Annotated in this window: 23 protein-coding genes and 2 tRNA genes; 19 read left to right on the top strand and 6 right to left on the bottom strand. The window is 62.0% G+C overall.

Annotated elements, in window-relative coordinates:
- Positions 1-294 precede the first annotated feature (294 nt).
- Both AWB67_RS29625 and AWB67_RS29630 read left to right on the top strand, forming a co-directional pair.
- Positions 295-1,068, top strand: a complete 774-nt coding sequence (locus AWB67_RS29625; RefSeq protein WP_087659722.1) for an SDR family oxidoreductase — start codon at positions 295-297, stop codon at positions 1,066-1,068.
- Positions 1,069-1,095: 27 nt separating this feature from the next.
- Positions 1,096-1,533 carry an acyl-CoA thioesterase gene (locus AWB67_RS29630; protein ID WP_087659723.1) on the top strand — a complete coding sequence of 146 codons (438 nt, stop codon included), beginning with the start codon at positions 1,096-1,098 and terminating at the stop codon, positions 1,531-1,533.
- On the opposite strand, the gene AWB67_RS29635 is transcribed toward AWB67_RS29630, so the two are convergent.
- A complete protein-coding gene (locus tag AWB67_RS29635; RefSeq protein ID WP_087659724.1) occupies positions 1,530-2,075 on the bottom strand; it encodes a LuxR C-terminal-related transcriptional regulator in 546 nt (181 codons plus the stop codon). The genes AWB67_RS29630 and AWB67_RS29635 overlap by 4 nt on opposite strands.
- 191 nt (positions 2,076-2,266) lie before the next feature.
- On the opposite strand from AWB67_RS29635, the gene AWB67_RS29640 reads away from it, so the two are divergent.
- From AWB67_RS29640 to AWB67_RS29710, 14 genes are all read left to right on the top strand, one after another.
- Positions 2,267-2,971 carry a CoA transferase subunit A gene (locus tag AWB67_RS29640; protein ID WP_087632133.1) on the top strand — a complete coding sequence of 235 codons (705 nt, stop codon included), beginning with the start codon at positions 2,267-2,269 and terminating at the stop codon, positions 2,969-2,971.
- Positions 2,972-2,973: 2 nt separating this feature from the next.
- Entirely contained in the window at positions 2,974-3,615 is a 642-nt protein-coding gene (locus tag AWB67_RS29645) for a CoA transferase subunit B (protein ID WP_087659725.1), read from the top strand.
- Positions 3,616-3,770: 155 nt separating this feature from the next.
- On the top strand, positions 3,771-4,697 hold the full coding sequence (locus tag AWB67_RS29650; protein ID WP_087659726.1) for an alpha/beta fold hydrolase: 927 nt from the start codon (positions 3,771-3,773) through the stop codon (positions 4,695-4,697).
- A gap of 54 nt (positions 4,698-4,751) precedes the next feature.
- Positions 4,752-5,105, top strand: coding sequence for a RidA family protein (locus AWB67_RS29655; protein ID WP_087659727.1), 354 nt, complete (start codon positions 4,752-4,754; stop codon positions 5,103-5,105).
- A 24-nt stretch (positions 5,106-5,129) separates the two neighbouring features.
- Positions 5,130-7,358 (top strand): RelA/SpoT family protein, encoded by a 2,229-nt coding sequence (locus tag AWB67_RS29660; protein WP_087659728.1) that lies wholly within the window; start codon positions 5,130-5,132, stop codon positions 7,356-7,358.
- A 140-nt stretch (positions 7,359-7,498) separates the two neighbouring features.
- Positions 7,499-7,575 (top strand) — tRNA-Val (locus tag AWB67_RS29665).
- Positions 7,576-7,855: 280 nt separating this feature from the next.
- Positions 7,856-9,763, top strand: a complete 1,908-nt coding sequence (gene thrS / locus AWB67_RS29675; RefSeq protein ID WP_087659729.1) for a threonine--tRNA ligase — start codon at positions 7,856-7,858, stop codon at positions 9,761-9,763.
- Between the two features lie 48 nt (positions 9,764-9,811).
- Entirely contained in the window at positions 9,812-10,336 is a 525-nt protein-coding gene (gene infC / locus AWB67_RS29680; RefSeq protein ID WP_087659730.1) for a translation initiation factor IF-3, read from the top strand.
- A gap of 190 nt (positions 10,337-10,526) precedes the next feature.
- Complete coding sequence (gene rpmI, locus AWB67_RS29685; protein WP_087659731.1) at positions 10,527-10,724, top strand: 50S ribosomal protein L35; 198 nt, start codon at positions 10,527-10,529, stop codon at positions 10,722-10,724.
- A gap of 29 nt (positions 10,725-10,753) precedes the next feature.
- Positions 10,754-11,113 carry a 50S ribosomal protein L20 gene (rplT, locus tag AWB67_RS29690; protein ID WP_062637433.1) on the top strand — a complete coding sequence of 120 codons (360 nt, stop codon included), beginning with the start codon at positions 10,754-10,756 and terminating at the stop codon, positions 11,111-11,113.
- A 173-nt stretch (positions 11,114-11,286) separates the two neighbouring features.
- Positions 11,287-12,300, top strand: coding sequence for a phenylalanine--tRNA ligase subunit alpha (gene pheS / locus AWB67_RS29695; RefSeq protein ID WP_200822337.1), 1,014 nt, complete (start codon positions 11,287-11,289; stop codon positions 12,298-12,300).
- Positions 12,301-12,374: 74 nt separating this feature from the next.
- Entirely contained in the window at positions 12,375-14,807 is a 2,433-nt protein-coding gene (gene pheT / locus AWB67_RS29700) for a phenylalanine--tRNA ligase subunit beta (protein ID WP_087659732.1), read from the top strand.
- Between the two features lie 46 nt (positions 14,808-14,853).
- Positions 14,854-15,264 (top strand): integration host factor subunit alpha, encoded by a 411-nt coding sequence (locus AWB67_RS29705; protein ID WP_087659733.1) that lies wholly within the window; start codon positions 14,854-14,856, stop codon positions 15,262-15,264.
- Positions 15,265-15,334: 70 nt separating this feature from the next.
- Positions 15,335-15,730 (top strand): MerR family transcriptional regulator, encoded by a 396-nt coding sequence (locus AWB67_RS29710; protein WP_087659734.1) that lies wholly within the window; start codon positions 15,335-15,337, stop codon positions 15,728-15,730.
- Between the two features lie 122 nt (positions 15,731-15,852).
- Here AWB67_RS29710 and AWB67_RS29715 read toward each other — a convergent pair.
- The 5 genes from AWB67_RS29715 to AWB67_RS29735 form a co-directional block, all read right to left on the bottom strand.
- A tRNA-Pro gene (locus AWB67_RS29715) sits at positions 15,853-15,929 on the bottom strand.
- Positions 15,930-16,028: 99 nt separating this feature from the next.
- Entirely contained in the window at positions 16,029-16,403 is a 375-nt protein-coding gene (locus AWB67_RS29720; protein WP_087659741.1) for a hypothetical protein, read from the bottom strand.
- Positions 16,404-16,524: 121 nt separating this feature from the next.
- Entirely contained in the window at positions 16,525-17,424 is a 900-nt protein-coding gene (locus tag AWB67_RS29725; protein ID WP_087659735.1) for a LysR family transcriptional regulator, read from the bottom strand.
- A gap of 51 nt (positions 17,425-17,475) precedes the next feature.
- Positions 17,476-18,399 (bottom strand): LysR family transcriptional regulator, encoded by a 924-nt coding sequence (locus AWB67_RS29730; protein WP_087659736.1) that lies wholly within the window; start codon positions 18,397-18,399, stop codon positions 17,476-17,478.
- A gap of 66 nt (positions 18,400-18,465) precedes the next feature.
- Entirely contained in the window at positions 18,466-19,275 is an 810-nt protein-coding gene (locus AWB67_RS29735; protein ID WP_087659737.1) for an IclR family transcriptional regulator, read from the bottom strand.
- Positions 19,276-19,623: 348 nt separating this feature from the next.
- Between AWB67_RS29735 and AWB67_RS29740 the strand changes: the two genes are divergently transcribed.
- From AWB67_RS29740 to AWB67_RS29750, 3 genes are all read left to right on the top strand, one after another.
- A complete protein-coding gene (locus AWB67_RS29740) occupies positions 19,624-20,316 on the top strand; it encodes a 3-oxoacid CoA-transferase subunit A (RefSeq protein WP_087659738.1) in 693 nt (230 codons plus the stop codon).
- 16 nt (positions 20,317-20,332) lie between these two features.
- Positions 20,333-20,989, top strand: a complete 657-nt coding sequence (locus AWB67_RS29745) for a 3-oxoacid CoA-transferase subunit B (RefSeq protein WP_087659739.1) — start codon at positions 20,333-20,335, stop codon at positions 20,987-20,989.
- A gap of 21 nt (positions 20,990-21,010) precedes the next feature.
- The coding region (locus AWB67_RS29750) for a thiolase family protein (RefSeq protein WP_510183508.1) at positions 21,011-21,213 on the top strand (203 nt) is incomplete at its 3' end.

Here is a 21,213-nt window from a genome sequence, read left to right on the forward strand (position 1 = left end):
AGCCGCCGACAGTCCAGCCGGGCCACCGCCAACGATCACGACGTCATATTCCATCGACTCGCGCGGACCGTACTGCTCGATGAGACTCTCCGGGGTCATGCAATGCTCCTATGTACCGTTAGAATGCTTTTCTCGGGGATCGCGTATTGTCAGCGATGGCTCCGGAGGGTGCAACCAACCCTCCTTCAATTAGAACGATCGTGCTATTTCGTGATAGCGTAACAGAACATTGCATCGCCGTGCTGCATTTTTGAGCAGGTGCGGCTGGATCAACCGAACAAAAAGGGAATCACAATGGGCCGTTCGATCAACCTGGAAGGCAAGGTCGCGCTGATCACCGGCGCCTCCAGCGGGCTGGGCAAGCGTTTCGCGCAGGTGTTGTCGCAAGCGGGGGCGAAGGTCGTGCTTGCGAGCCGCCGTACCGAGCGGTTAAAGGAGTTGCGCGCTGAAATCGAGGCGTCGGGCGGCGCGGCACACGTCGTCGCGCTCGATGTCACGGATTATCAAAGCATCAAGGCCGCCGTCGCGCATGCGGAGACGGAAGCGGGCACCATCGACATCCTCGTGAACAACTCGGGTGTTTCGACAACCCAAAAGCTCACCGACGTCACCCCCGCCGACTTCGAATTCGTCTTCGACACGAACACACGCGGCGCGTTTTTCGTCGCGCAGGAAGTCGCGAAACGCATGATCATGCGCGGCAGCAGCACGTCGAAGCCGGGATACCGGATCATCAACGTGGCGTCGGTGGCGGGGCTGCGCGTGTTTCCGCAGATTGGCCTCTATGCGATGAGCAAGGCAGCCGTCGTCCAGATGACGAAGGCGATGGCGCTCGAATGGGGCCGCCACGGCATCAACGTGAACGCGATCTGCCCCGGCTACATCGATACCGAGATCAACCACCATCACTGGAAGACGGAGCAGGGCCAGAAGCTGATGTCGCTGCTGCCGCGGCGCCGCGTCGGCAAGCCGGAAGACCTCGACGGCCTCCTGCTGCTCCTGTGCGCCGACGAATCGCAGTTCATCAACGGCTCGGTGATCTCCGCCGACGACGGTTTTTCCCTCTGATTTTTTCGAGATTTACGGACAGCAGCAATGAGCGACGAAAGCGGGTTCCACACAGTTTTTGAGATGTCGATGCCGATCCGCTGGGGCGACATGGACGCCTTCGGGCACGTCAACAACACGGTCTATTTTCGCTACATGGAGCAGGTGCGGATCTCGTGGTTCGAGCAGATCGGCATCGCAGGCGGCAACGGCGAGGGGCAGGGGCCGGTGATCGTCAACGCATCGATGGAATTTCTGAAGCAGCTTCACTATCCGGGCGACATCATCGGCCGGATGTCGGTTGGCAAGCCGGGCCGCAGCAGTTTCGACACGCGTTTCGAGCTTTATCGCGCCGACGATCGCGCCACGCTCTTTGCGAAGGGCGCCGCGAAATGCGTCTGGATCGATTACGCGGCGGGCAAATCGGTGTCGATTCCCGACTTGCTGCGCCATACGATCGAGACGGCGACGCCCGTCACACTTTAGGTTCCCAGCAGGCGCTGCAGCAGTTCGGTAGCGTTACGCGTTTCGTACTTCCTCATCAGCCGCGCACGATAGATATCAACGGTGCGCGCGCTGATATCCAGCACCCGGCCGATCTGCTTGCTGGTCTTGCCTGTCACGAGCTGCGCGGCGATTTCCCGCTCGCGCGGCGTCAATTCGATTGCGACCCGCCGCGTCGCGCTCAAGTCCTCGAATGTCCAGACGCCCGCCGCGTGTGGCGCCGCCAGATCGAGCGAGCGGCCCGTCACGTGGCACCAGAACAGTTCGCCGTTTTCGCGCTTCATGATGCGGTCGTCGGCGTAGTTGCCTTGAGCCGCCATCAGCGCGGCGATCCGCTCGCCGATCCGCTCGAATTCGTCCGGCGACGGATAGAGCACCTGGAACGACTGCCCGATCAACGCCTCGCGCGGCGCGCCGAAGATCGCGCAAAGCTGCTCGTTGCAATCCTCGATGATCCTTTCGCGCGACAAAACCAGTCCGACGGGCGCAAGATGGAAGGCTGTTTGGTAATCCAGTTCGGGCATTTTCGATGAGGTGAACCGCGAGATACCGCTTCGGAAGCAAAACGGCGCGGCGATTGCTTATGTATTTTTGCGTATTGTGCCGGATCGACGCGCCGTCGTACTCTCTGGACACACCAAAACGCCGCTGAGAGCGAAGTGCAGCGGCAAAAAGCCGATTCACAGTGGGTTCACATCATGGAAGGGACAAACAGATGAACAAGGTCTATCCCGGCGCCAAAGAGGCGCTCGATGGCATCGTCAAGGACGGTCAGACATTTGCCGTCGGCGGCTTCGGGCTGTGCGGCATTCCGGAAGCCCTGATCGCCGCGTTGCGCGACTCGGGCGTCAAGGACATCACCTGCATCAGCAATAACGCGGGCGTCGACGGTTTCGGCCTCGGTCTCTTGCTCGAGACTCGCCAGATCAAGAAGATGATTTCTTCATACGTGGGCGAAAACAAGGAATTCGAGCGGCAATACCTCGCCGGCGAACTCGAACTCGAATTCACGCCGCAAGGCACGCTCGCCGAAAAACTGCGCGCGGGCGGCTCGGGCATTCCCGCTTTTTTCACGAACACCGGCTTCGGCACGATCATCGCGGACGGCAAGGAAACGCGCCAGTTCGGTGAAAATCACTACGTGCTCGAACATTCGCTGACCGCCGACGTCGCGCTCGTCAAGGCATGGAAGGCCGACAAGTCGGGCAACCTGATCTACCGCCGCACGGCGCGCAACTTCAACCCGATGTGCGCGATGGCCGGCAAGATCACCGTGGTCGAAGTCGAGGAAATCGTCGAGACGGGCGAACTCGATCCGGACGCGATCCATACGCCGGGCATCTTCGTGCAGCGCATCGTGCTGAACGCGAACCCCGAGAAACGTATCGAACAACGCATCGTCCGCGCGAAAGGAGAATGACCATGGCATGGAATCGTGATCAGATGGCCGCCCGCGCGGCGCAGGAATTGCAGGACGGCTTTTATGTGAACCTCGGCATCGGCCTGCCGACGCTCGTGGCGAACTTCGTTCCGCCGGGCGTGGAAGTGTGGCTGCAGTCGGAGAACGGGCTGCTCGGCATCGGGCCGTCGCCGACGGAAGAAGAAGTCGACGCCGACCTCATCAACGCCGGCAAGCAGACGGTCACTACGCTGCCGGGCTCGTCGATCTTTTCGTCGGCGGATTCGTTCGCGATGATCCGCGGCGGCCACATCAACCTGGCGATTCTCGGCGCGATGCAGATCAGCAAGACGGGCGATCTCGCGAACTGGATGATCCCGGGCAAGATGATCAAGGGCATGGGCGGCGCCATGGACCTCGTGGCGGGCGTCAAGCGCGTGGTCGTGCTGATGGAGCACGTCGCGAAGGGCGACCAGCACAAGATCCTCAAGGAATGCACGCTGCCGCTGACGGGCGTGGGCGTCGTGAACCGGATCATCACCGATCTGGGCGTGATCGACGTGACCGAGAACGGGCTGAAGGTCGTCGAACTGGCGACCGGCGTCACCGCGGAAGAGATTCAGCAGAAGACCGGCGCACCGCTGGATGTGAGCGGCGTGAAGTAAGCAACTGAGGTTTTTTTCATTGAGAGCGGGCGAAGCGAAGGCTTCGCCCGTTTTTTCTTGCACACGCCTTATCCGTTCGGCCAACGGTTTTTGAGCGGTCGAAACGCCGCTGGCAATCTGTTTACAATCGATTCGACTCCATCCGAGGAAATCCAATGTCCACGTCTATCGTCGAAGCCGCAGCGTCCACTCCCTCCGAAGCTTTCGGCCCGCGCCAGCGCTACGTGCAGTGCGCGAGTCCCGCCGGGCTGCATCGCGTGGCGTACACCGAGTGGGGCGATCCGGCCAATCCGCGCGTGCTCGTCTGCGTGCATGGCCTGACGCGCTCGGGGCGTGACTTCGACAAGGTTGCCGAGGCGATGTGCGGCGAATACCGCGTGGTGTGTCCGGACGTCGCGGGGCGCGGCCTTTCCGACTGGCTCGCCGACCCTAAGTATTACGGCATCCCGCAATACGTCGCCGACATGGTGACGCTCGTCGCGCGGCTGAACGTGGAAACCGTCGACTGGTTCGGCACGTCGATGGGCGGGCTGATCGGCATGGCGTTCGCAGGCCTGCCGAATTCGCCGATCCACAAGCTCCTGCTGAACGACGTCGGGCCGCATATCGAACGGGTGGCGCTGGAGCGCATCGGCCAATACCTCGGCAAGTCCACCGATTTCGCAACGCTCGACGAAGGCATCGTCCACGCGGCGGCGCTCGCGGCGACCTTCGGGCCGCTGACCGCCGAAGAATGGGCCGCGATCAACACGCCGCTCTTGCGCGAGCGCGAGGGCCGCTGGGGCTTTCGCTACGACCCGGGCATCGCGCTGCCGTTTGCCGCCGCAACCGACGAAACCAATGCTGCCGGCGAGGCGTTCCTGTGGCACTCGTTTGTCTCGATAAAGGCGCCGGTGCTCGTCGTGCGCGGCGAAACGTCGGACTTGCTGTCGCGCGAAACGGTCGAGCAAATGGTCGCGCGCGGCCAGGCGGCGAGCAGTTACGAGGCGCCGGGGGTGGGCCACGCGCCGGCGTTTCTGTCGCCGGACCAGATCGACGTCGCCCGGCGGTTCTTTCTCGAAAACAAAGCGGACGGGGCATAATATTGGGCTCGGTGTCGCGCTTATCCCGGGCGCGCCCACAGAAAAGGGACACTCATGGCAGTCACTCGTCATCACGTCGGCGCGCGTCTTTCCGAGATCGCCATTCATAACGGCACGGTGTATCTGGCGGGCCAGATCGCCGAAGACACGGAGCAGGACATCACCGGCCAGACTCGCGAAGTGCTCGGCCACATCGACCGTTTGCTGGAAGAAGCGAACAGCGACAAGTCGCTCCTGCTGTCGGTCCAGATCTACATCTCCGACATGGCCAATTTCCCCGCGATGAACGCGCTGTGGGACACCTGGGTCGCCGCCGGCAACACGCCGCCGCGCGCCACCGTCGAAGCGAAGCTCGCGAATCCGGCGTGCCTCGTCGAAGTCGTGGTGGTGGCGGCGCAGCGCAGCTAAAGCGTTAGCAGTCAGGTCGCAGGCATGACCGATACCGCCGTCTCCCCCGAACTGTTGCCCGAGCCGTCCTTCGACGACGCGCTCGCGTTCGTTCGCGAGCACGCGGGCGACGCGCGGCTCGTGAGCGGCGAGGCGCTCGTCGACCACGCGGTCGGCACGGCGCGCATCGTTCAGTCGCTCAACATCGATGCGCAGGCGGTCGCGGCGGCGGCGCTCTTCACGCTGGCGCCGCATCTCGACGATCCGTCGCGCGCGATCGCCGAGCGCTTCGGGCCGGAGGTGGAGGCACTCGTCAGCGACGTGAGGAAGCTCGCGCGGCTCGGCTCCGTCAGTTCGCGCGCAACGCAGGCGGTGCTGCCCGAAACTGGCCGCGACGCGCAGGCGGCGCGCCGAGCGCAGGTCGAGGCGCTGCGCAAGATGTTCCTCGCGTTCGCGCTGGACATCCGCGTCGTGCTGATCCGGCTCGCGTCGCGCGTGCAGTCGCTGCGCTACTACGCGGCGCACAAGCTGGAGCCGTCGCGCGACGTGCCGCGCGAGACGCTCGAAATCTATGCGCCGCTCGCGAACCGCCTGGGCATCTGGCAACTGAAGTGGGAACTCGAAGACCTCGCGTTCCGCTTCGAGGACCCCGTCACCTACAAGCGCATCGCGAAGCTGCTCGATGAGCGGCGCGTCGAGCGCGAGTCGTACGTGACGAGCGCGATCGCGCGGCTGCAGACCGAGCTCGCGACGGCGCACATCAACGCCGAGGTGAGCGGCCGGCCGAAGCATATCTACAGCATCTGGAAGAAGATGCGCGGCAAGGAGCTCGATTTCTCGGAGCTCAACGACGTGCGCGCGTTTCGCGTGATCGTCGACGACATCAAGGATTGCTACACCGTGCTCGGCATCGTGCACAACCTGTGGCAGCCGGTGCCGCGAGAATTCGACGACTACATCTCGCGTCCGAAGCCGAATGGCTACAAGTCGCTGCACACGGTCGTGATCGGCGACGACGGCCGCGCGTTCGAAGTCCAGATCCGCACTCACGAGATGCACCGGTTCGCCGAGTACGGCGTGGCGGCGCATTGGCGCTACAAGGAAGCGGGCACGCGCGCCTACGCCGGCCAGGTGACGGCGAGCGAAAAGTACGACGAAAAGATCGCGTGGCTGCGGCAATTGCTCGCCTGGAAAGACGACGTATCGGATGCCGAGCGGCCCGGCGGCTGGCAGCAACTGCGCGACGCCACGCTCGACGACGACCACATCTACGTACTCACGCCGCAAGCACGCGTGATTGCGTTGCCGCAGGGCGCGACCGCCGTCGATTTCGCCTATCACCTGCACAGTGAACTGGGACACCGGTGTCGCGGCGCGCGCGTCGACGGCGCGATGGTGCCGCTCAACACGCCGCTGCAGAACGGCCAGACGGTGGAAATCGTCGCGGTGAAGGAGGGCGGCCCGTCGCGTGACTGGCTCAATCCGCAGCTCGGCTATTTGCATAGCGCGCGTGCACGGCAGAAGGTGCGCGCGTGGTTCAACTCGGTCGAGGCCGAAGAGAACATCACGGCGGGCCGCGCGATCGTCGAAAAGACGCTGCAGCGCGAAGGCAGGACGTCGGTCAATCTCGATCAGCTCGCGGCCAAGCTTGGGTTCAAGACGCCCGAGGAGCTCTACGCGCTCGTCGCGAAGGAAGAGTTCAGCCTGCGCAACATCGAGCATGCGCTCAAGGACACGCCGCCGCCCGAGCCTGAACCCGAGGCGCCCGCGCAGTTCGAAAAGCGCAGCAGCGGACAGAGCGTGGCGCAAGGGGCGTCGGCGGGCGTGCTGGTCGTCGGCGTCGATGCGTTGCTGACGCAACTCGCGCGCTGCTGCCGCCCGGCGCCGCCCGATCCGATCGCGGGCTTCGTCACGCGCGGCAAGGGCATGTCGATCCACCGCAGCGACTGCGCGACGTTCAAGCGCATGGCCGAGCGCTCGCCGGAGCGCGTGCTGCACACCACTTGGTCCGCCGACGTGATGGGCGGGCGCGGCTCGTCCGTTTATCCGGTCGATCTCGCGGTGGAATCGAGCGACCGGCAGGGCCTGCTGCGTGACATCTCCGAAGTATTCGCACGGGAAAAGATCAACGTGATCGGCGTGAAGAGCCAGAGCCGACGCAATATTGCGTACATGCAGTTCACGGTGGAGGTGTCGAATGCGGCGCAGATTCAACGCGCCTGCACGCTGCTCGGCGAGGTCCAGGGCGTGATTCGTGCTTCGCGGCGGGCTTGAGGCGCCGTTTTGCGCGCGCCTAAGACTTTGAATTTGAAGCGTATTTTCCAGAAAGTTAAACGTATCGACGAACTTTTTCACAGCCGCTGCATAAAAACACTTGCCAAGAATCAAAACGGTCCATATAATTTCGTTTCTTCAGGCTCGTAGCTCAGCTGGTTAGAGCACCACCTTGACATGGTGGGGGTCGTTGGTTCGAGTCCAATCGAGCCTACCAACGAAAGCGAAACCCCGGTTCGCCGGGGTTTCAAAACCGCAGTAAGCGCTTCGGCGCTAAAGGCGAACAAAGAGATGGCACCGCGAACGTTGACCGAAACAACTTCGGAGCGACGCTAGTCGAGGACCTCTTTCGCCCTTGTGGTTTGTATGAAAGTGAATGCGGCCCCTCGATTCGTGGGGCCGCATTTTTTTTGCCTTTTTGCTTTATTGCCTCGCGTTCAACAAGAGGCATCGCTGATTGAACTCGATCGCCGCACGCCGGCGTCCTGGAGAATGAAATGGTTTCGATACGCTTGCCCGACGGCTCGGTCCGACAGTACGACCACCCGGTGACGGTCGCGGAAGTCGCGGCCTCGATTGGCGCGGGTCTGGCCAAGGCCGCGCTGGGCGGCCGCCTGGACGGGGAACTCGTCGATACGTCGGCGCTGATCGACCATGATGCGTCGCTGGCCATCGTCACCGAGAAGGACGCCGAAGGCCTCGACATCGTCCGCCACTCCGCGGCGCACTTGCTTGCGTACGCGGTGAAGGACCTTTTCCCGGAAGCGCAGGTCACGATCGGCCCGGTCATCGACAACGGTTTTTACTACGACTTCGCGTACAGCCGTCCCTTCACGCCCGAAGATCTCGAAAAGATCGAAAAGCGCATGCAGGAACTGGCGAAAAAGGACGAGCCGGTGTCGCGCCGCGTGGTTTCGCGCGATGAAGCGGTCGCGTACTTCAAGAGCATCGGCGAGAAGTACAAGGCGGAGATCATCGAATCGATCCCGGCCAGCGACGAGATCAAGCTCTATTCGCACGGCGGCTTCACCGATCTGTGCCGCGGCCCGCACGTGCCGTCGACTGGCAAGCTGAAGGTCTTCAAGCTGATGAAGGTCGCGGGCGCATATTGGCGCGGCGACTCGAAGAACGAGCAGCTTCAGCGCATCTACGGCACCGCCTGGACCAAGAAAGAAGACCAGGAAGCCTACCTGCACATGCTCGAAGAAGCCGAGAAGCGCGATCACCGCAAGCTCGGCAAGCAACTCGACTTCTTCCACCTGCAGGACGAGGCGCCGGGCATGGTGTTCTGGCATCCGAAGGGTTGGTCGCTTTGGCAGCAGGTCGAGCAATACATGCGACGTCGCGTGAACGCCGCCGGCTATCTCGAAATCAAGACCCCGATGGTCATGGACCGCTCGCTGTGGGAAGCCTCGGGCCACTGGCAGAACTATCGTGAAAACATGTTCACGACCGAGTCGGAGAAGCGCGACTACGCGATCAAGCCGATGAACTGCCCGGGTCACGTGCAGGTGTTCAACCACGGGCTGCGTTCGTATCGCGATCTGCCGCTGCGTTATGCCGAGTTCGGTTCGTGCCACCGCAACGAGCCGTCGGGTTCGCTGCACGGGCTGATGCGCGTGCGCGGCTTCGTCCAGGACGACGCTCACATTTTCTGTACCGAAGATCAGTTCATCTCGGAATCGATCGCCTTCAACACGCTCGCCATGAGCGTCTATAAGGATTTCGGATTCGACAACATCGGCATCAAGCTGGCGTTGCGTCCGGACCAGCGCGCCGGCACCGACGAAATCTGGGATCGCGCCGAACAGGGCCTGCGCGACGCGCTGACCGCGTGCGACCTGCAATGGGAAGAATTGCCGGGCGAGGGCGCGTTCTACGGCCCGAAGATCGAATATCACATCAAGGATGCGCTCGGCCGTTCGTGGCAATGCGGCACGCTGCAGCTCGACATGGTGTTACCGGAGCGTCTCGGCGCGGAGTACGTGTCGGAGGACAACAGCCGCAAGCGTCCGGTGATGCTGCATCGAGCGATCGTCGGCTCGATGGAGCGCTTCCTCGGCATCCTGATCGAGCACCATGCCGGTGCAATGCCTTCCTGGCTCGCGCCGGTGCAGGCGGTTGTCCTGAATATCGCCGAAAATCAGACCGATTATGCTCGCGAAGTGGCCCAATCGTTGCAAAAACAAGGGCTTAGAGTAGAGAGCGATTTGCGCAATGAGAAGATTAGCTATAAAATACGCGAGCACACGCTTCAGAAGATCCCGTATTTGCTGGTTGTCGGTGACAAGGAGCGTGAGGCGCATACCGTAGCCGTGCGTGCTCGTGGCGGTGTCGATCTGGGTTCCATGCCGGTCGGCGCATTTCTCGATCGTTTGCAGCAGGACGTGCAATCGTTCAAGTAAGGCCACCCGCAGCGCGGCTTGTTTTTTAATTTTTAGAGGAAACGTAACATCGCTACTGATAAGTCGTCGCATCGCATCAACGGTGAAATTTCCGCACCCGAGGTGCGCTTGGTCGGAGTGGACAACGAGCCGCTCGGAATCGTGAAACTCGCCGATGCTTTCCGCATGTCGGAACAGCAGGACGTGGATCTCGTCGAAATCGCGCCGCAGGCTGTGCCGCCTGTCTGCCGTTTGATGGATTACGGCAAGTTCAAGTACTCGGAAGCGAAGAAGCAGCACGAGGCGAAACTCAAGCAGAAGATCGTTCAGGTCAAGGAAGTCAAGTTCCGGCCGGGCACCGATGACGGTGACTACAACGTGAAACTGCGCAACCTCACGCGTTTCCTCGAAGACGGCGACAAGACGAAAATCACGTTGCGTTTCCGTGGGCGCGAAATGGCCCACCAGGAAATCGGCATGCGCATGCTCGAACGTCTGAAGACGGACCTCGACGAATTCGGTCAGGTCGAGCAGATGCCGAAGATGGAAGGCCGCCAGATGATCATGGTTCTGGCGCCGAAGAAAAAGAAGTAATCGATGGATCGCGCCTTGTTTGGCGCGGCATCGGGCAGGTTTCAGGGTGACGTCGGAAGAGCGTCGTCACTCATGAAAATGCGGCGGTTTCAAATCGTCCGCACACAAGTGGTTCTTGGGTTTCGAAGGGCGGGACAGGATCGCTGGATCAACCGCACACCCATGACCATCTAATAATTGGAGTAGTTTCATGCCGAAGATGAAGACCAAGAAGAGTGCTGCAAAGCGCTTCGTGGTGCGTCCGGGCGGTACCGTCAAGCGCGGTCAGGCCTTCAAGCGCCACATTCTTACCAAGAAAACCACCAAGAACAAACGCCATCTGCGTGGCTCAACGGCTGTTCATGATTCCGATCTGAGCTCCGTGCGCGCAATGCTGCCGTTCGCCTAACCCTTAACCGAAACTCATAGGAGGGCAACATGCCTCGAGTAAAACGTGGGGTTACCGCACGGGCCCGTCACAAGAAAGTCATCAAGCTGGCCAAGGGTTACCGCGGCCGTCGCAATAACGTCTATCGCATCGCCAAGCAAGCGGTCATGCGCGCCGGGCAATACGCCTATCGCGATCGCCGCAACAAGAAGCGTGTGTTCCGCGCACTGTGGATTACGCGTATCAATGCAGCGGTGCGTCAGCACGACATGACCTACAGCGTGTTCATCAACGGCCTGAAGAAGGCCCAGATCGAACTCGACCGCAAGGTTCTGGCTGACATGGCTGTGTTCGACAAGGCTGCTTTTGCTGCGATCGTCAAGCAGGTGAAAGCCGCCGTTGCAGCCTAATTGCGAAATTAGTACTGCGTGGTCAGTCGTCGCGGAGATCCGGTAGTTTCGGTGACGCGGCGACAGAAAACGGGGCTCTCACCGAGCCCCGTTTTCGTTGGTCGAGCGGATTTGCACGCGAGTTCGCCCGTTCAGTTAAGCAGTTGAACTACGACGTTGAAATGATGGGATCAATGGACCTGGATCAGATTGTCGCCGACGCGCAAAGCGCCTTTGAAAACGCCTCCGATGTCGCCACGCTCGAAAACGAGAAGGCGCGCTTTCTCGGCAAATCGGGTGCGCTCACCGAGTTGCTCAAGGGCCTCGGCAAGCTCGATCCCGACATGCGCAAGACCGAGGGCGCGCGCATCAACGTCGTCAAGGGCAAGGTCGAAGCCGCGCTGAACGCGCGCCGTCAGGCGCTTGCCGATGTGCTGCTCAACCAGCGGCTCGCGGCCGAAGCCATCGATGTGACGCTGCCCGGGCGCGGTAACGGCGCCGGCACGCTGCATCCGGTGATGCGCACGTGGGAGCGCGTCGAGCAGATCTTCAGCACGATTGGTTTCGACGTGGCCGACGGCCCCGAGATTGAAACCGACTGGTACAACTTCACCGCGTTGAACAGCCCCGAAAACCATCCGGCGCGTTCGATGCAGGACACGTTCTACGTCGACGGCAACGATGCCGACGGCCGGCCGCTCCTTCTGCGCACGCACACGAGCCCGATGCAGGTGCGCTACGCGCGCATGAACAAGCCGCCGATCAAGGTGATCGTGCCGGGCCGCACATATCGCGTGGATAGCGACGCCACGCATTCGCCGATGTTCAACCAGGTCGAAGGCCTGTGGATCGAAGAGAACATCAGCTTTGCGGACCTGAAAGGCGTCTACACCGACTTCCTCAGGAAATTCTTCGAGCGCGACGATATTCTCGTGCGCTTCCGGCCGTCGTATTTCCCGTTCACGGAGCCGTCGGCGGAGATCGACATGATGTTCGAACACGGCAAGAACGCCGGCAAGTGGCTCGAGATTTCGGGCTCCGGTCAGGTTCACCCGACCGTCATCCGCAACATGGGCCTCGACCCGGAGCGCTATATCGGCTTTGCGTTCGGCAGCGGGCTCGAGCGCCTGACGATGCTGCGTTACGGCGTGCAGGACCTGCGCCTTTTCTTCGAAAACGATCTGCGTTTCCTGCGGCAATTCGCTTAAAGCGGTTTTTGCCCACGGTGCCCGGCGTGCACGAAGCCGGGCGCAGACACCCCTCATTTCGAACGTAGACACACATGCAATTCCCTGAATCCTGGCTCAGAAGTTTCGTCGATCCGACTCTCTCCACCGACGAACTGTCCCACGCGCTGACGATGGCCGGTCTCGAAGTCGAAGGCTTGCAGCCGGTTGCGCCGCCGACCACGAAGGTCGTCGTCGGGCAGGTGCTCGAGGTCGCGAGGCACCCGAACGCGGACAAGCTCAATGTCTGTCAGGTCGATGCCGGCACGGGCGAGACGCTCAACATCGTGTGCGGCGCGCCGAACGTGTCGCCGGGCATCAAGGTGCCGGTCGCGCTGGTCGGCGCCGAGTTGCCGCCGGCGGAAGCGGGCGGAGTGCCGTTCGCGATCAAGCTCTCGAAGCTGCGCGGCGTCGAGAGCCAGGGCATGCTGTGCTCGGCGCGCGAGCTGAAGCTGTCGGAGGATCACAGCGGTCTCCTGACCCTGCCCGCCGATACACCGATCGGCCAGGATATCCGCGAGACGCTCAATCTCGACGACACCGTCTTCGAGATCAAGCTCACGCCAAACAAGGCGGACTGCCTGTCGGTATTCGGCGTCGCGCGCGAAACCGCGGCGATCACCGGCGCACCGCTCAAGGCGCTCGACATGCCGCCGGTCGACGCCACGCTCGATGAAAAACTGCCCGTGAAGATCCTTGCGCCGGACCTCTGCGGCCGCTTTTCGGGCCGCGTGATTCGCGGCGTGAACGCGCACGCCGAGACGCCGCAATGGATGGTCGAACGCATCGAGCGCTCGGGCCAGCGCAGCATTTCCGCGCTCGTCGATATCTCGAATTACGTGATGCTCGAACTCGGCCGTCCGACGCACGTGTTCGATCTCGACAAGATCCACGGCGGCATCGAAGTGCGCTGGGGCCGCAGGGGCGAGTCGCTCAAACTGTTGAACGGCAACACGGTCGAACTCGATGAGACCGTCGGCGTGATCGCCGATGACCGGCACGTCGAAAGCCTCGCCGGCATCATGGGCGGTGACAGCACGGCCGTCTCGCTCGACACGACCAACATCTATCTCGAAGCCGCGTTCTGGTGGCCGGACGCGATCCGCGGCCGCGCGCGCAAGTACAACTTCTCGACCGACGCGGCGCATCGCTTCGAACGCGGCGTCGACTACTCGACGACCGTCGAGCATATCGAGCGCATCTCGAAATTGATCCTCGACATCTGTGGCGGAAAGGCCGGCCCGGTCGACGACCAGATCGTCAACCTGCCGACGCGCGCGCCGGTCGAGATGCGCATCGCGCGCGCGCATCGGATCATCGGCGTGCCGATCGATGCCGACGAGATCGCACAGATTTTCACGCGACTCGGCCTCGCGTTCGAGCGCGACGGCGACACGTTTTCCGTGACACCGCCGGCGTATCGCTTCGACATCGAGATCGAAGAGGACCTGATCGAGGAAGTTGCGCGCATCTACGGATTCGAGAAGATTCCAGCGCGCCCGCCGGTCGCTACGAGCGAGATGCGCCCGACCAATGAGACGAAGCGGTCGATCCACGCGATCCGTCACGCGGTCGCCGCGCGCGACTACTCGGAGACGGTGAATTTCAGCTTCGTCGATGCCGAGTGGGAGCAGGATTTCGCGGGCAACGACAACCCGGTCAGGCTGATCAATCCGATCGCGAGCCAGTTGTCGGTCATGCGCACGACGCTCTTCGGCAGCCTGATCAGCGTGCTGCGCTACAACCTGAACCGTCGCGCGGATCGCATTCGCGTGTTCGAGGCGGGCCGCGTGTTCCTGCACGATCCGTCGATCAAGGCGGGCGACCTGGCCGTCGAAGGCTTCGCGCAGCCGAAGATGATCGGTGGTCTCGCTTACGGGCCGGCGCTCGATGAGCAGTGGGGCGCGCAGTCGCGTCCCGTCGATTTCTTCGACGTGAAGGGCGACATCGAAGCGCTCTTCGCGCCGGTCGTGCCGCGCTTCGTGAAGGCCGAGCATTCCGCGCTGCATCCGGGACGCAGCGCGCGTATCGAAATCGATGGACGCAAGGTCGGCTGGATCGGCGAGCTTCATCCGCGCTGGCTGCAAAAATATGATCTTCCGCAGGCGCCGATCCTCTTCGAAATCGAAGCCGACGCGTTGATGGCGCGCGCGCTGCCCGTGCCCTCGGAAGTGTCGAAATTTCCGCCGGTGCGGCGTGATATCGCGATCGTGGTCGATCAGAAAGTCGCGGTCCAGACGCTCCTCGACGAGCTCGAAAACGCCCGTTCCGAGCCCGCCTGCAAGACCGTCACGAGGGTTGCGCTGTTCGATGAATTTCGTCCAAAATCAAGCACTTCCGGTGGTTTGGGGGCGCACGAGAAAAGCCTTGCCTTCCGTGTAACGTTGCAAGATACTGGCGGGACGCTTCAGGACGAAACGGTCGAAACGGCCATCAAAACGCTGGTGGATCGCTTGGCTCGAGTACATGGCGCGCGGTTGCGCGGATAGCCTTTGATTGGCCCCTCCGTCTTAATCGTCACGCCATTTTTCTGATATGAACCAAATGAACTCGAGTGATTTCGAAGCCCTTCTTTCGGCGCAACGCAGCGCCATGATCCGAGATATCCCGACTTCGAATGGCGCGGTGTCCAACGAGACGCCGACGCTCACGAAAGCCGAACTGGCCGAGATGCTGTTCGACCACGTCGGACTCAACAAGCGCGAAGCGAAAGACATGGTCGAAGCCTTCTTCGAAGTCATTCGCGACGCGCTCGAAAGCGGCGACAGCGTTAAGCTGTCCGGCTTCGGCAACTTCCAGTTGCGCGACAAACCGCAGCGCCCGGGTCGCAATCCGAAGACCGGCGAAGCGATTCCGATTGCCGCGCGCCGTGTCGTCACGTTTCACGCGAGTCAGAAGTTGAAGGCGCTGGTGGAAACCGGCGCGGAAACCAGCTTCGGCCGCTGACGAACGGACTGCGCTGCCGTTCGTTGTAAACCAGCGCCTCTGCGACACTCACCACGATGGTTGATTGACGATGGAAAAAGTCGTCTTGCCTCCGATCCCGGCCAAGCGCTACTTCACGATCGGTGAAGTCAGCGAGCTATGCGGCGTGAAACCGCATGTGCTGCGTTATTGGGAGCAGGAGTTCACGCAGTTGCGCCCGGTCAAGCGGCGCGGCAATCGTCGGTATTATCAGCATCATGAGGTGCTGCTGATCCGGCGTATTCGCGAGTTGCTTTACGAGCAGGGCTTCACGATCAACGGCGCGCGCAATCGGCTTGATTCGCATGGGCGCGCGAACGGCGTCGAGGCTGATGATGCTGATGAGGTGAAGGTGGAGGCGTCCCCGCAGGCCTCGGTTGATGTCGAGGCGCTGAGGAAAGAGATCCTGCAGGTGATCGATCTGCTTGGAGGGTCAGCGGCGGAATAGCTGAGTTGCCTAATGAATGCGAGACGCCGTGACGTGAGTCGCGGCGTTTTCTTTCGTGCTCTGAAAACGCGCCGCAAAAACCAAAAGGCCTTACGGACTTGCATCCGTAAGGCCTTAATTTCTGGTCGGGGCGAGAGGATTTGAACCTCCGACCACCTGCACCCCATGCAGGTACGCTACCAGGCTGCGCTACGCCCCGAAAGAGCGAAATTATATCAGACCACTTTGGTGCTGAGAACCCATCGGGCGACTTTCGCAATCACGCTTCGCATATCGAATCGCAGCAAAGTGGTCCTCGTCAAACCGACAGCTCCGAGTGCGTATAGTCCGACGTCTGGATGCGCACCGGGCCATCGCTTCGATGTTGACGTTGACGGAACCGCATCGCGAGGAACACGCCCACCGCGCACGGAATCAGGTAGGCGATCACGCGCTCGGTCCAAGCCGACCGCGACGCAAGATTCACATAGTTCATCCGATCTGTAGCCGGTACCGACGCAAATATGCTCGTCAAGAGCAGATCGAGCGTCATCGCGAGCAGGCAGAAGCCGACGAACATCAGCGCGCCGTTCCATCTCACCTCGCGTTGACTTGCGTTGATCCTGTCGCAGATAAATACCGCGGCGCCCAGCAGCAGGAAATTGAGACACAGTGGAAACCAGGGAAAATTCATCGCGCGCCCGCTTGGCAGTTGAAGGGTGATGGCCGTCGCCTCCGTCGATCGCTTAAAGCGCACGCAAGAGGCGAAAATCGGGCGGGATCATCACATGCCGGAGGGCGCGCTTGAATACGAGTTATCCTAAATGAACAGGCCGGTCGGCTAGCGACTCGGACAGGAAATCGATGAAGGTCCGCACCTTCGTCGTCATGTATTTGCGGCTCGTGTAGACGGCGTAGACCGATGGCGCGAACGCCGCGTAGTCCGGCAGCACGCGCACGAGTCCGCCCGACGCCAGTTCCGCCGCCACGATCCACTCGGGGAAGTACGCGAGCCCGAGTCCCGCGAGCACGAGTTGCAGCGACATCGACGTGTCGTTGGTCTTCAGCACCGCGTGATTCTTCACCGCGAACGTGCCGTCCAGTCCGGTGAGTTCGACCATCTCGATATTGGTGTAGGTCGGAAGGATGATTTGATGGCGGGCGAGGTCGTCGGGATGGCGCGGGTTGCCGTGCCGTTCAAGATAGGCCGGCGCGCCCGACAGCACGAATGGCACCTTGCAGAGCGGCCGCACGATCAGCGAAGGCGATGGCTCCGAAGTCGCCCGGAGCGCCATGTCGTAGCCTTCTTCCACCAGATCGACGAAGCGGTTCTCCAGCCGCAAGTCGACGAGCACGTCCGGATAGCGCTGCCGGTACGCGACGAGAATATCGGCGAACTTGCGCGTCGCGAACCAGCCCGGCGCCGTCACCTTCAGCACGCCCTGCGGATGTGCAGTCTGCGTCCCAACCGCCGCCTCCGCCGCTTGCAGGATGTCGAGTGCCTCGCTGCATTGCTCGAAATACACGCTGCCGGCTTCGGTCAGGCTCAGGTGGCGCGTCGTCCGGTTGAGCAGGCGCACGCCGAGCTGGCGTTCGAGATTCGCGACGTGCTTGCTCGTCATCGCGGTCGAGATGTCGAGCCGCTCGGCGGCCTTCACGAAACTTCCCGCCTCGACGACCTCGCGAAACACGCGCAGGCTGGTCAGCGCATCCATCGATCATTTCCTGCATGGAAATAAAAGGGTCATTCTAGCCGCAACTCGGGCTCATTTCGGCCATTCATCGAGCGCGTCGTTGAAGAGCGACGCGACCACGCCGCGCAGCCACATCGTGCGGGCGTCGTTGTGGAACTTGCGATGCCAGTGCTGCCGCAGATCGAAGCGCGGCAAGGGCAGTGGCGGCTCGGCGAGCGTGATCGACGCGTGTTCGGCCACGTAGGCAAAGCCGATCGCGTGCGGCACCGTCGCGATGAGATCCGTCCGGGAAAGGATGAACGGCAAGCTCATGAAATGAGGTGTTTCCAGCACGGCGCGTCGGCGGATGCGCTGTTTGTCGAGAAAATTCTCAAGGATTTCCTGGCTGCGTCCTTCGGCGCGCACGACGGCGTGTCCGCATTCGATGAACCGTTCGAGGGTAAGCGGGCCGCTCGCGAACGGATGATCGCGGCGCATCAGGCAGATGAATCGATGGGAGAAGAGCCGTTGCTGGAAAAAATTGTTGCCGGAGAGGTCGGGGAAATAGCCGACGGCTAGATCGACGTCGCCGGCTTCGAGTCCGCGTTCGACATCGCCGTGCGACAGCGACACCGAACGCAGATTCGCGTGCGGCGCCTGGACCGAAAGCGCTTGCAGCAGGCGCGGCAGAAAGACGATCTCGCCAACATCGGAAAGGGCGATCGAAAACGTGTCGCTCGTGGTGGCGGGGTCGAAGTGCTGCGTGTCGAGGAGGCCGCGCTCGATACGGCTCAGCGCCTCGCGCGCGGCGGGTACAAGCGCGAGCGCGCGCGGCGTCGGCTCCATGCCGCGCGACGTGCGCACGAAGAGCGGATCGTTGAAATACTCGCGCAGCCGTCCGAGCGCGGTGCTCACGCGCGGCTGGCTTACGCCGAGCCGCTCGGCGGCGCGGCTCACGTTGCGCGTTTCCTCGATGGCGACGAGATACGGGATGAGGTTCAGATCGAGGTCGTTCATGCGCGCGGCGTTATCGGTGGGCGAGATAGAGGGTAACGCCGGATTCACGATCGCGAATAGTGGCGTTTATCCGCGCCGCGCGACCATCTCCGAGACGCGTACCGCCGCCGCCTGCAGCGGTTCGAGATACGCCTTCACCATCTGCTTCGCGCTCTTTCGCTGCGCGTTCCCGCTGAGATTGAGCGCCGCGATGATGCGCCCCTGCCGGTCGCGGATCGGCGCCGACATCGAAATCAGCCCTTCCTCCAGTTCCTGATCGACGATCGCCCAGCCCTGGCTGCGCACGACGCCGATCGCTTCCTTCAACGCCGCTTTGTCGGTGACGGTGCGTGGCGTGCGGGCGGTGAGGGCACTGGAATCGAGGACGGCGTCGAGCTTGTCGTCGTCGAGTGCGGCGAGCAGCATGCGGCCCATCGACGTGCAGAACGCCGGCAACCGGCTTCCGATCGACAGGTTCTGCGTGATGATCTTGTGCGTCGGCACGCGCAGCACGTAGACGATGTCCGTGCCGTTCAGCACCGCCGCCGAGCAGCTCTCATGCACTTGCTCGACGAGTTCCTCCATCACTGGCTCGGCCAGATTCCAGAACGGCATCGACGTGAGATAGGCGAAACCCAGGTCGAGGATCTTCGGCGTAAGCTGGAAGAGGCGTCCGTCGGCTTCGACGTAACCGAGCGCCTGCAGCGTCAGCAGGATGCGCCGGGCGCCGGCGCGTGTGAGACCTGACGCGGCCGCGACTTCGGTCAGCGTCTGCGCGGGGCGGCCCGCGTCGTACGAGCGGATCACGGCGAGCCCGCGCGCGAACGACTGCACGTAGGAGTCGCCGGGGCGCGACGTTTCGTCGGTGTCGGACGAGTTGAGCGGATCGTTTTTCATGAAGTCGAACCAGCCAGTCGGTGAATACCCGTAGTTCGTTGACACGACAACGAATGCAGTAATAAGATCTCGTTGTTCGCTAATCGAATCCATGTTCGCATGACGAACATTTTCAGACAAGCAGGTTAACCCGGGTTGCGGCGCCGGCATCGTTTCGTTCGATCCGGAGCACTCGTACCAACCATCTTGCATGGGGGAACAGTAAGCGCCGACAGCGCCAACTGTGGCCAACATGCTCTGCATGGGATGAGAGTAAGCGCTAAAGCGCTAACTCTCATCGACATGTTCTACATGGGGCCACAGTAAGCGCTGAAGCGCCAACTGTGGCCGACACAGGAGAGGAACGGCATGATCAACAAGATTTTCGACTCGCTGGCGTCGGCGGTGAAGGATGTGAACGACGGCGCGACCATCATGATCGGCGGCTTCGGCACGGCGGGCATGCCGTCCGAACTGATCGACGCGCTCATTGAGCAGGGCGCGCGCGAGCTCACGATCGTCAACAACAACGCCGGCAACGGCGAAACTGGCTTGGCCGCGTTGCTGAAGGCGAAGCGCGTGCGCAAGATCATCTGTTCGTTCCCGCGCCAGGCCGATTCGCACATTTTCGACGCGCTCTACCGTGCGGGCGAAATCGAGCTCGAACTCGTGCCGCAGGGCAATCTGGCGGAGCGGATTCGCGCGGCGGGCGCGGGCATCGGCGGATTCTTCACGCCGACCGGTTTCGGCACGAAACTCGCGGAAGGCAAGGAAACGCGCCTGATCGACGGCAAGCAGTACGTGCTCGAAGCGCCGCTGCACGCGGATTTCGCGTTGATCAAGGCATTCAAGGGCGACCGCTGGGGCAATCTGGTCTATCGTAAAACTGCGCGCAACTTCGGGCCGATCATGGCGAGCGCGGCGAAGACGGCGATCGTGCAGGTGTCGCAGATCGTCGAACTGGGCGAACTCGATCCCGAGAACATCGTCACGCCGGGCATCTTCGTGCAGCGTGTGGTCGAAGTGCCGCAAGCCGTCCATCAAGCCGAACTTGCAGCCTGAGAGATAAGGAAAAGCCATGAAAAAACTGACTCGTGACGAAATGGCGAAGCGCGTCGCGCTCGACATTCCCGAAGGCGCGTACGTGAACCTCGGCATCGGCGTGCCGACGCTCGTCGCCAACCATCTGGCCGCGGACCGCGAAATCTTCCTGCACAGCGAAAACGGCCTGCTCGGCATGGGCCCGGCGCCCGCGAAAGGCGAGGAAGACGACGAACTCATCAACGCCGGCAAGCAGCACGTCACGCTGCTGACAGGCGGCGCCTATTTCCACCACGCCGATTCGTTCGCAATGATGCGCGGCGGCCATCTTGATTTTTGCGTGCTCGGCGCGTTCCAGGTGTCGGCGAAGGGCGATCTCGCGAACTGGCACACCGGCGCGCCCGACGCGATTCCGGCCGTCGGCGGCGCGATGGATCTCGCGATCGGCGCGAAGCAGGTCTACGTGATGATGGAACTGCTGACGAAGCAGGGCGAAAGCAAGCTCGTCGACGAATGCTCGTATCCGGTGACCGGCGTCAACTGCGTGAATCGCGTGTACACCGATCTCGCCGTGTTCGATGTGACACCGGAAGGCTTCGTCGTGCGCGAAATGGTCGAGGGGCTGACCTTCGAGGAACTCCAGCAGCTCGCCAAGGTGCCGCTGCAATACGCGCCCCTGACTGAAGCCGCCTGATCCCGATAACTGGAGACACTAATGAAAGAAGCATTTTTGTGTGACGCGATTCGTACCCCGATCGGCCGCTATGCGGGCGCGCTGTCGTCGGTGCGTGCCGACGATCTCGGCGCCGTGCCGCTGCGCGCGCTAATGGAGCGCAATAAAGACGTCGACTGGAACGCCGTCGAGGAAGTGATCTTCGGCTGCGCGAATCAGGCGGGCGAAGACAATCGCAACGTCGC

The organism is Caballeronia terrestris (assembly GCF_001544515.1).
GTDB lineage: Bacteria > Pseudomonadota > Gammaproteobacteria > Burkholderiales > Burkholderiaceae > Caballeronia > Caballeronia terrestris.

Bases quoted from the DNA above. Each gene is read 5' to 3' on its own strand.
- AWB67_RS29625 (WP_087659722.1), top strand. From the start codon at position 295: ATGGGCCGTTCGATCAACCTGGAAGGCAAGGTCGCGCTGATCACCGGC.
- AWB67_RS29630 (WP_087659723.1), top strand. From the start codon at position 1,096: ATGAGCGACGAAAGCGGGTTCCACACAGTTTTTGAGATGTCGATGCCG.
- AWB67_RS29635 (WP_087659724.1), bottom strand. From the start codon at position 2,075: ATGCCCGAACTGGATTACCAAACAGCCTTCCATCTTGCGCCCGTCGGA.
- AWB67_RS29640 (WP_087632133.1), top strand. From the start codon at position 2,267: ATGAACAAGGTCTATCCCGGCGCCAAAGAGGCGCTCGATGGCATCGTC.
- AWB67_RS29645 (WP_087659725.1), top strand. From the start codon at position 2,974: ATGGCATGGAATCGTGATCAGATGGCCGCCCGCGCGGCGCAGGAATTG.
- AWB67_RS29650 (WP_087659726.1), top strand. From the start codon at position 3,771: ATGTCCACGTCTATCGTCGAAGCCGCAGCGTCCACTCCCTCCGAAGCT.
- AWB67_RS29655 (WP_087659727.1), top strand. From the start codon at position 4,752: ATGGCAGTCACTCGTCATCACGTCGGCGCGCGTCTTTCCGAGATCGCC.
- AWB67_RS29660 (WP_087659728.1), top strand. From the start codon at position 5,130: ATGACCGATACCGCCGTCTCCCCCGAACTGTTGCCCGAGCCGTCCTTC.
- thrS (WP_087659729.1), top strand. From the start codon at position 7,856: ATGGTTTCGATACGCTTGCCCGACGGCTCGGTCCGACAGTACGACCAC.
- rpmI (WP_087659731.1), top strand. From the start codon at position 10,527: ATGCCGAAGATGAAGACCAAGAAGAGTGCTGCAAAGCGCTTCGTGGTG.
- rplT (WP_062637433.1), top strand. From the start codon at position 10,754: ATGCCTCGAGTAAAACGTGGGGTTACCGCACGGGCCCGTCACAAGAAA.
- pheS (WP_200822337.1), top strand. From the start codon at position 11,287: ATGGACCTGGATCAGATTGTCGCCGACGCGCAAAGCGCCTTTGAAAAC.
- pheT (WP_087659732.1), top strand. From the start codon at position 12,375: ATGCAATTCCCTGAATCCTGGCTCAGAAGTTTCGTCGATCCGACTCTC.
- AWB67_RS29705 (WP_087659733.1), top strand. From the start codon at position 14,854: ATGAACCAAATGAACTCGAGTGATTTCGAAGCCCTTCTTTCGGCGCAA.
- AWB67_RS29710 (WP_087659734.1), top strand. From the start codon at position 15,335: ATGGAAAAAGTCGTCTTGCCTCCGATCCCGGCCAAGCGCTACTTCACG.
- AWB67_RS29720 (WP_087659741.1), bottom strand. From the start codon at position 16,403: ATGAATTTTCCCTGGTTTCCACTGTGTCTCAATTTCCTGCTGCTGGGC.
- AWB67_RS29725 (WP_087659735.1), bottom strand. From the start codon at position 17,424: ATGGATGCGCTGACCAGCCTGCGCGTGTTTCGCGAGGTCGTCGAGGCG.
- AWB67_RS29730 (WP_087659736.1), bottom strand. From the start codon at position 18,399: ATGAACGACCTCGATCTGAACCTCATCCCGTATCTCGTCGCCATCGAG.
- AWB67_RS29735 (WP_087659737.1), bottom strand. From the start codon at position 19,275: ATGAAAAACGATCCGCTCAACTCGTCCGACACCGACGAAACGTCGCGC.
- AWB67_RS29740 (WP_087659738.1), top strand. From the start codon at position 19,624: ATGATCAACAAGATTTTCGACTCGCTGGCGTCGGCGGTGAAGGATGTG.
- AWB67_RS29745 (WP_087659739.1), top strand. From the start codon at position 20,333: ATGAAAAAACTGACTCGTGACGAAATGGCGAAGCGCGTCGCGCTCGAC.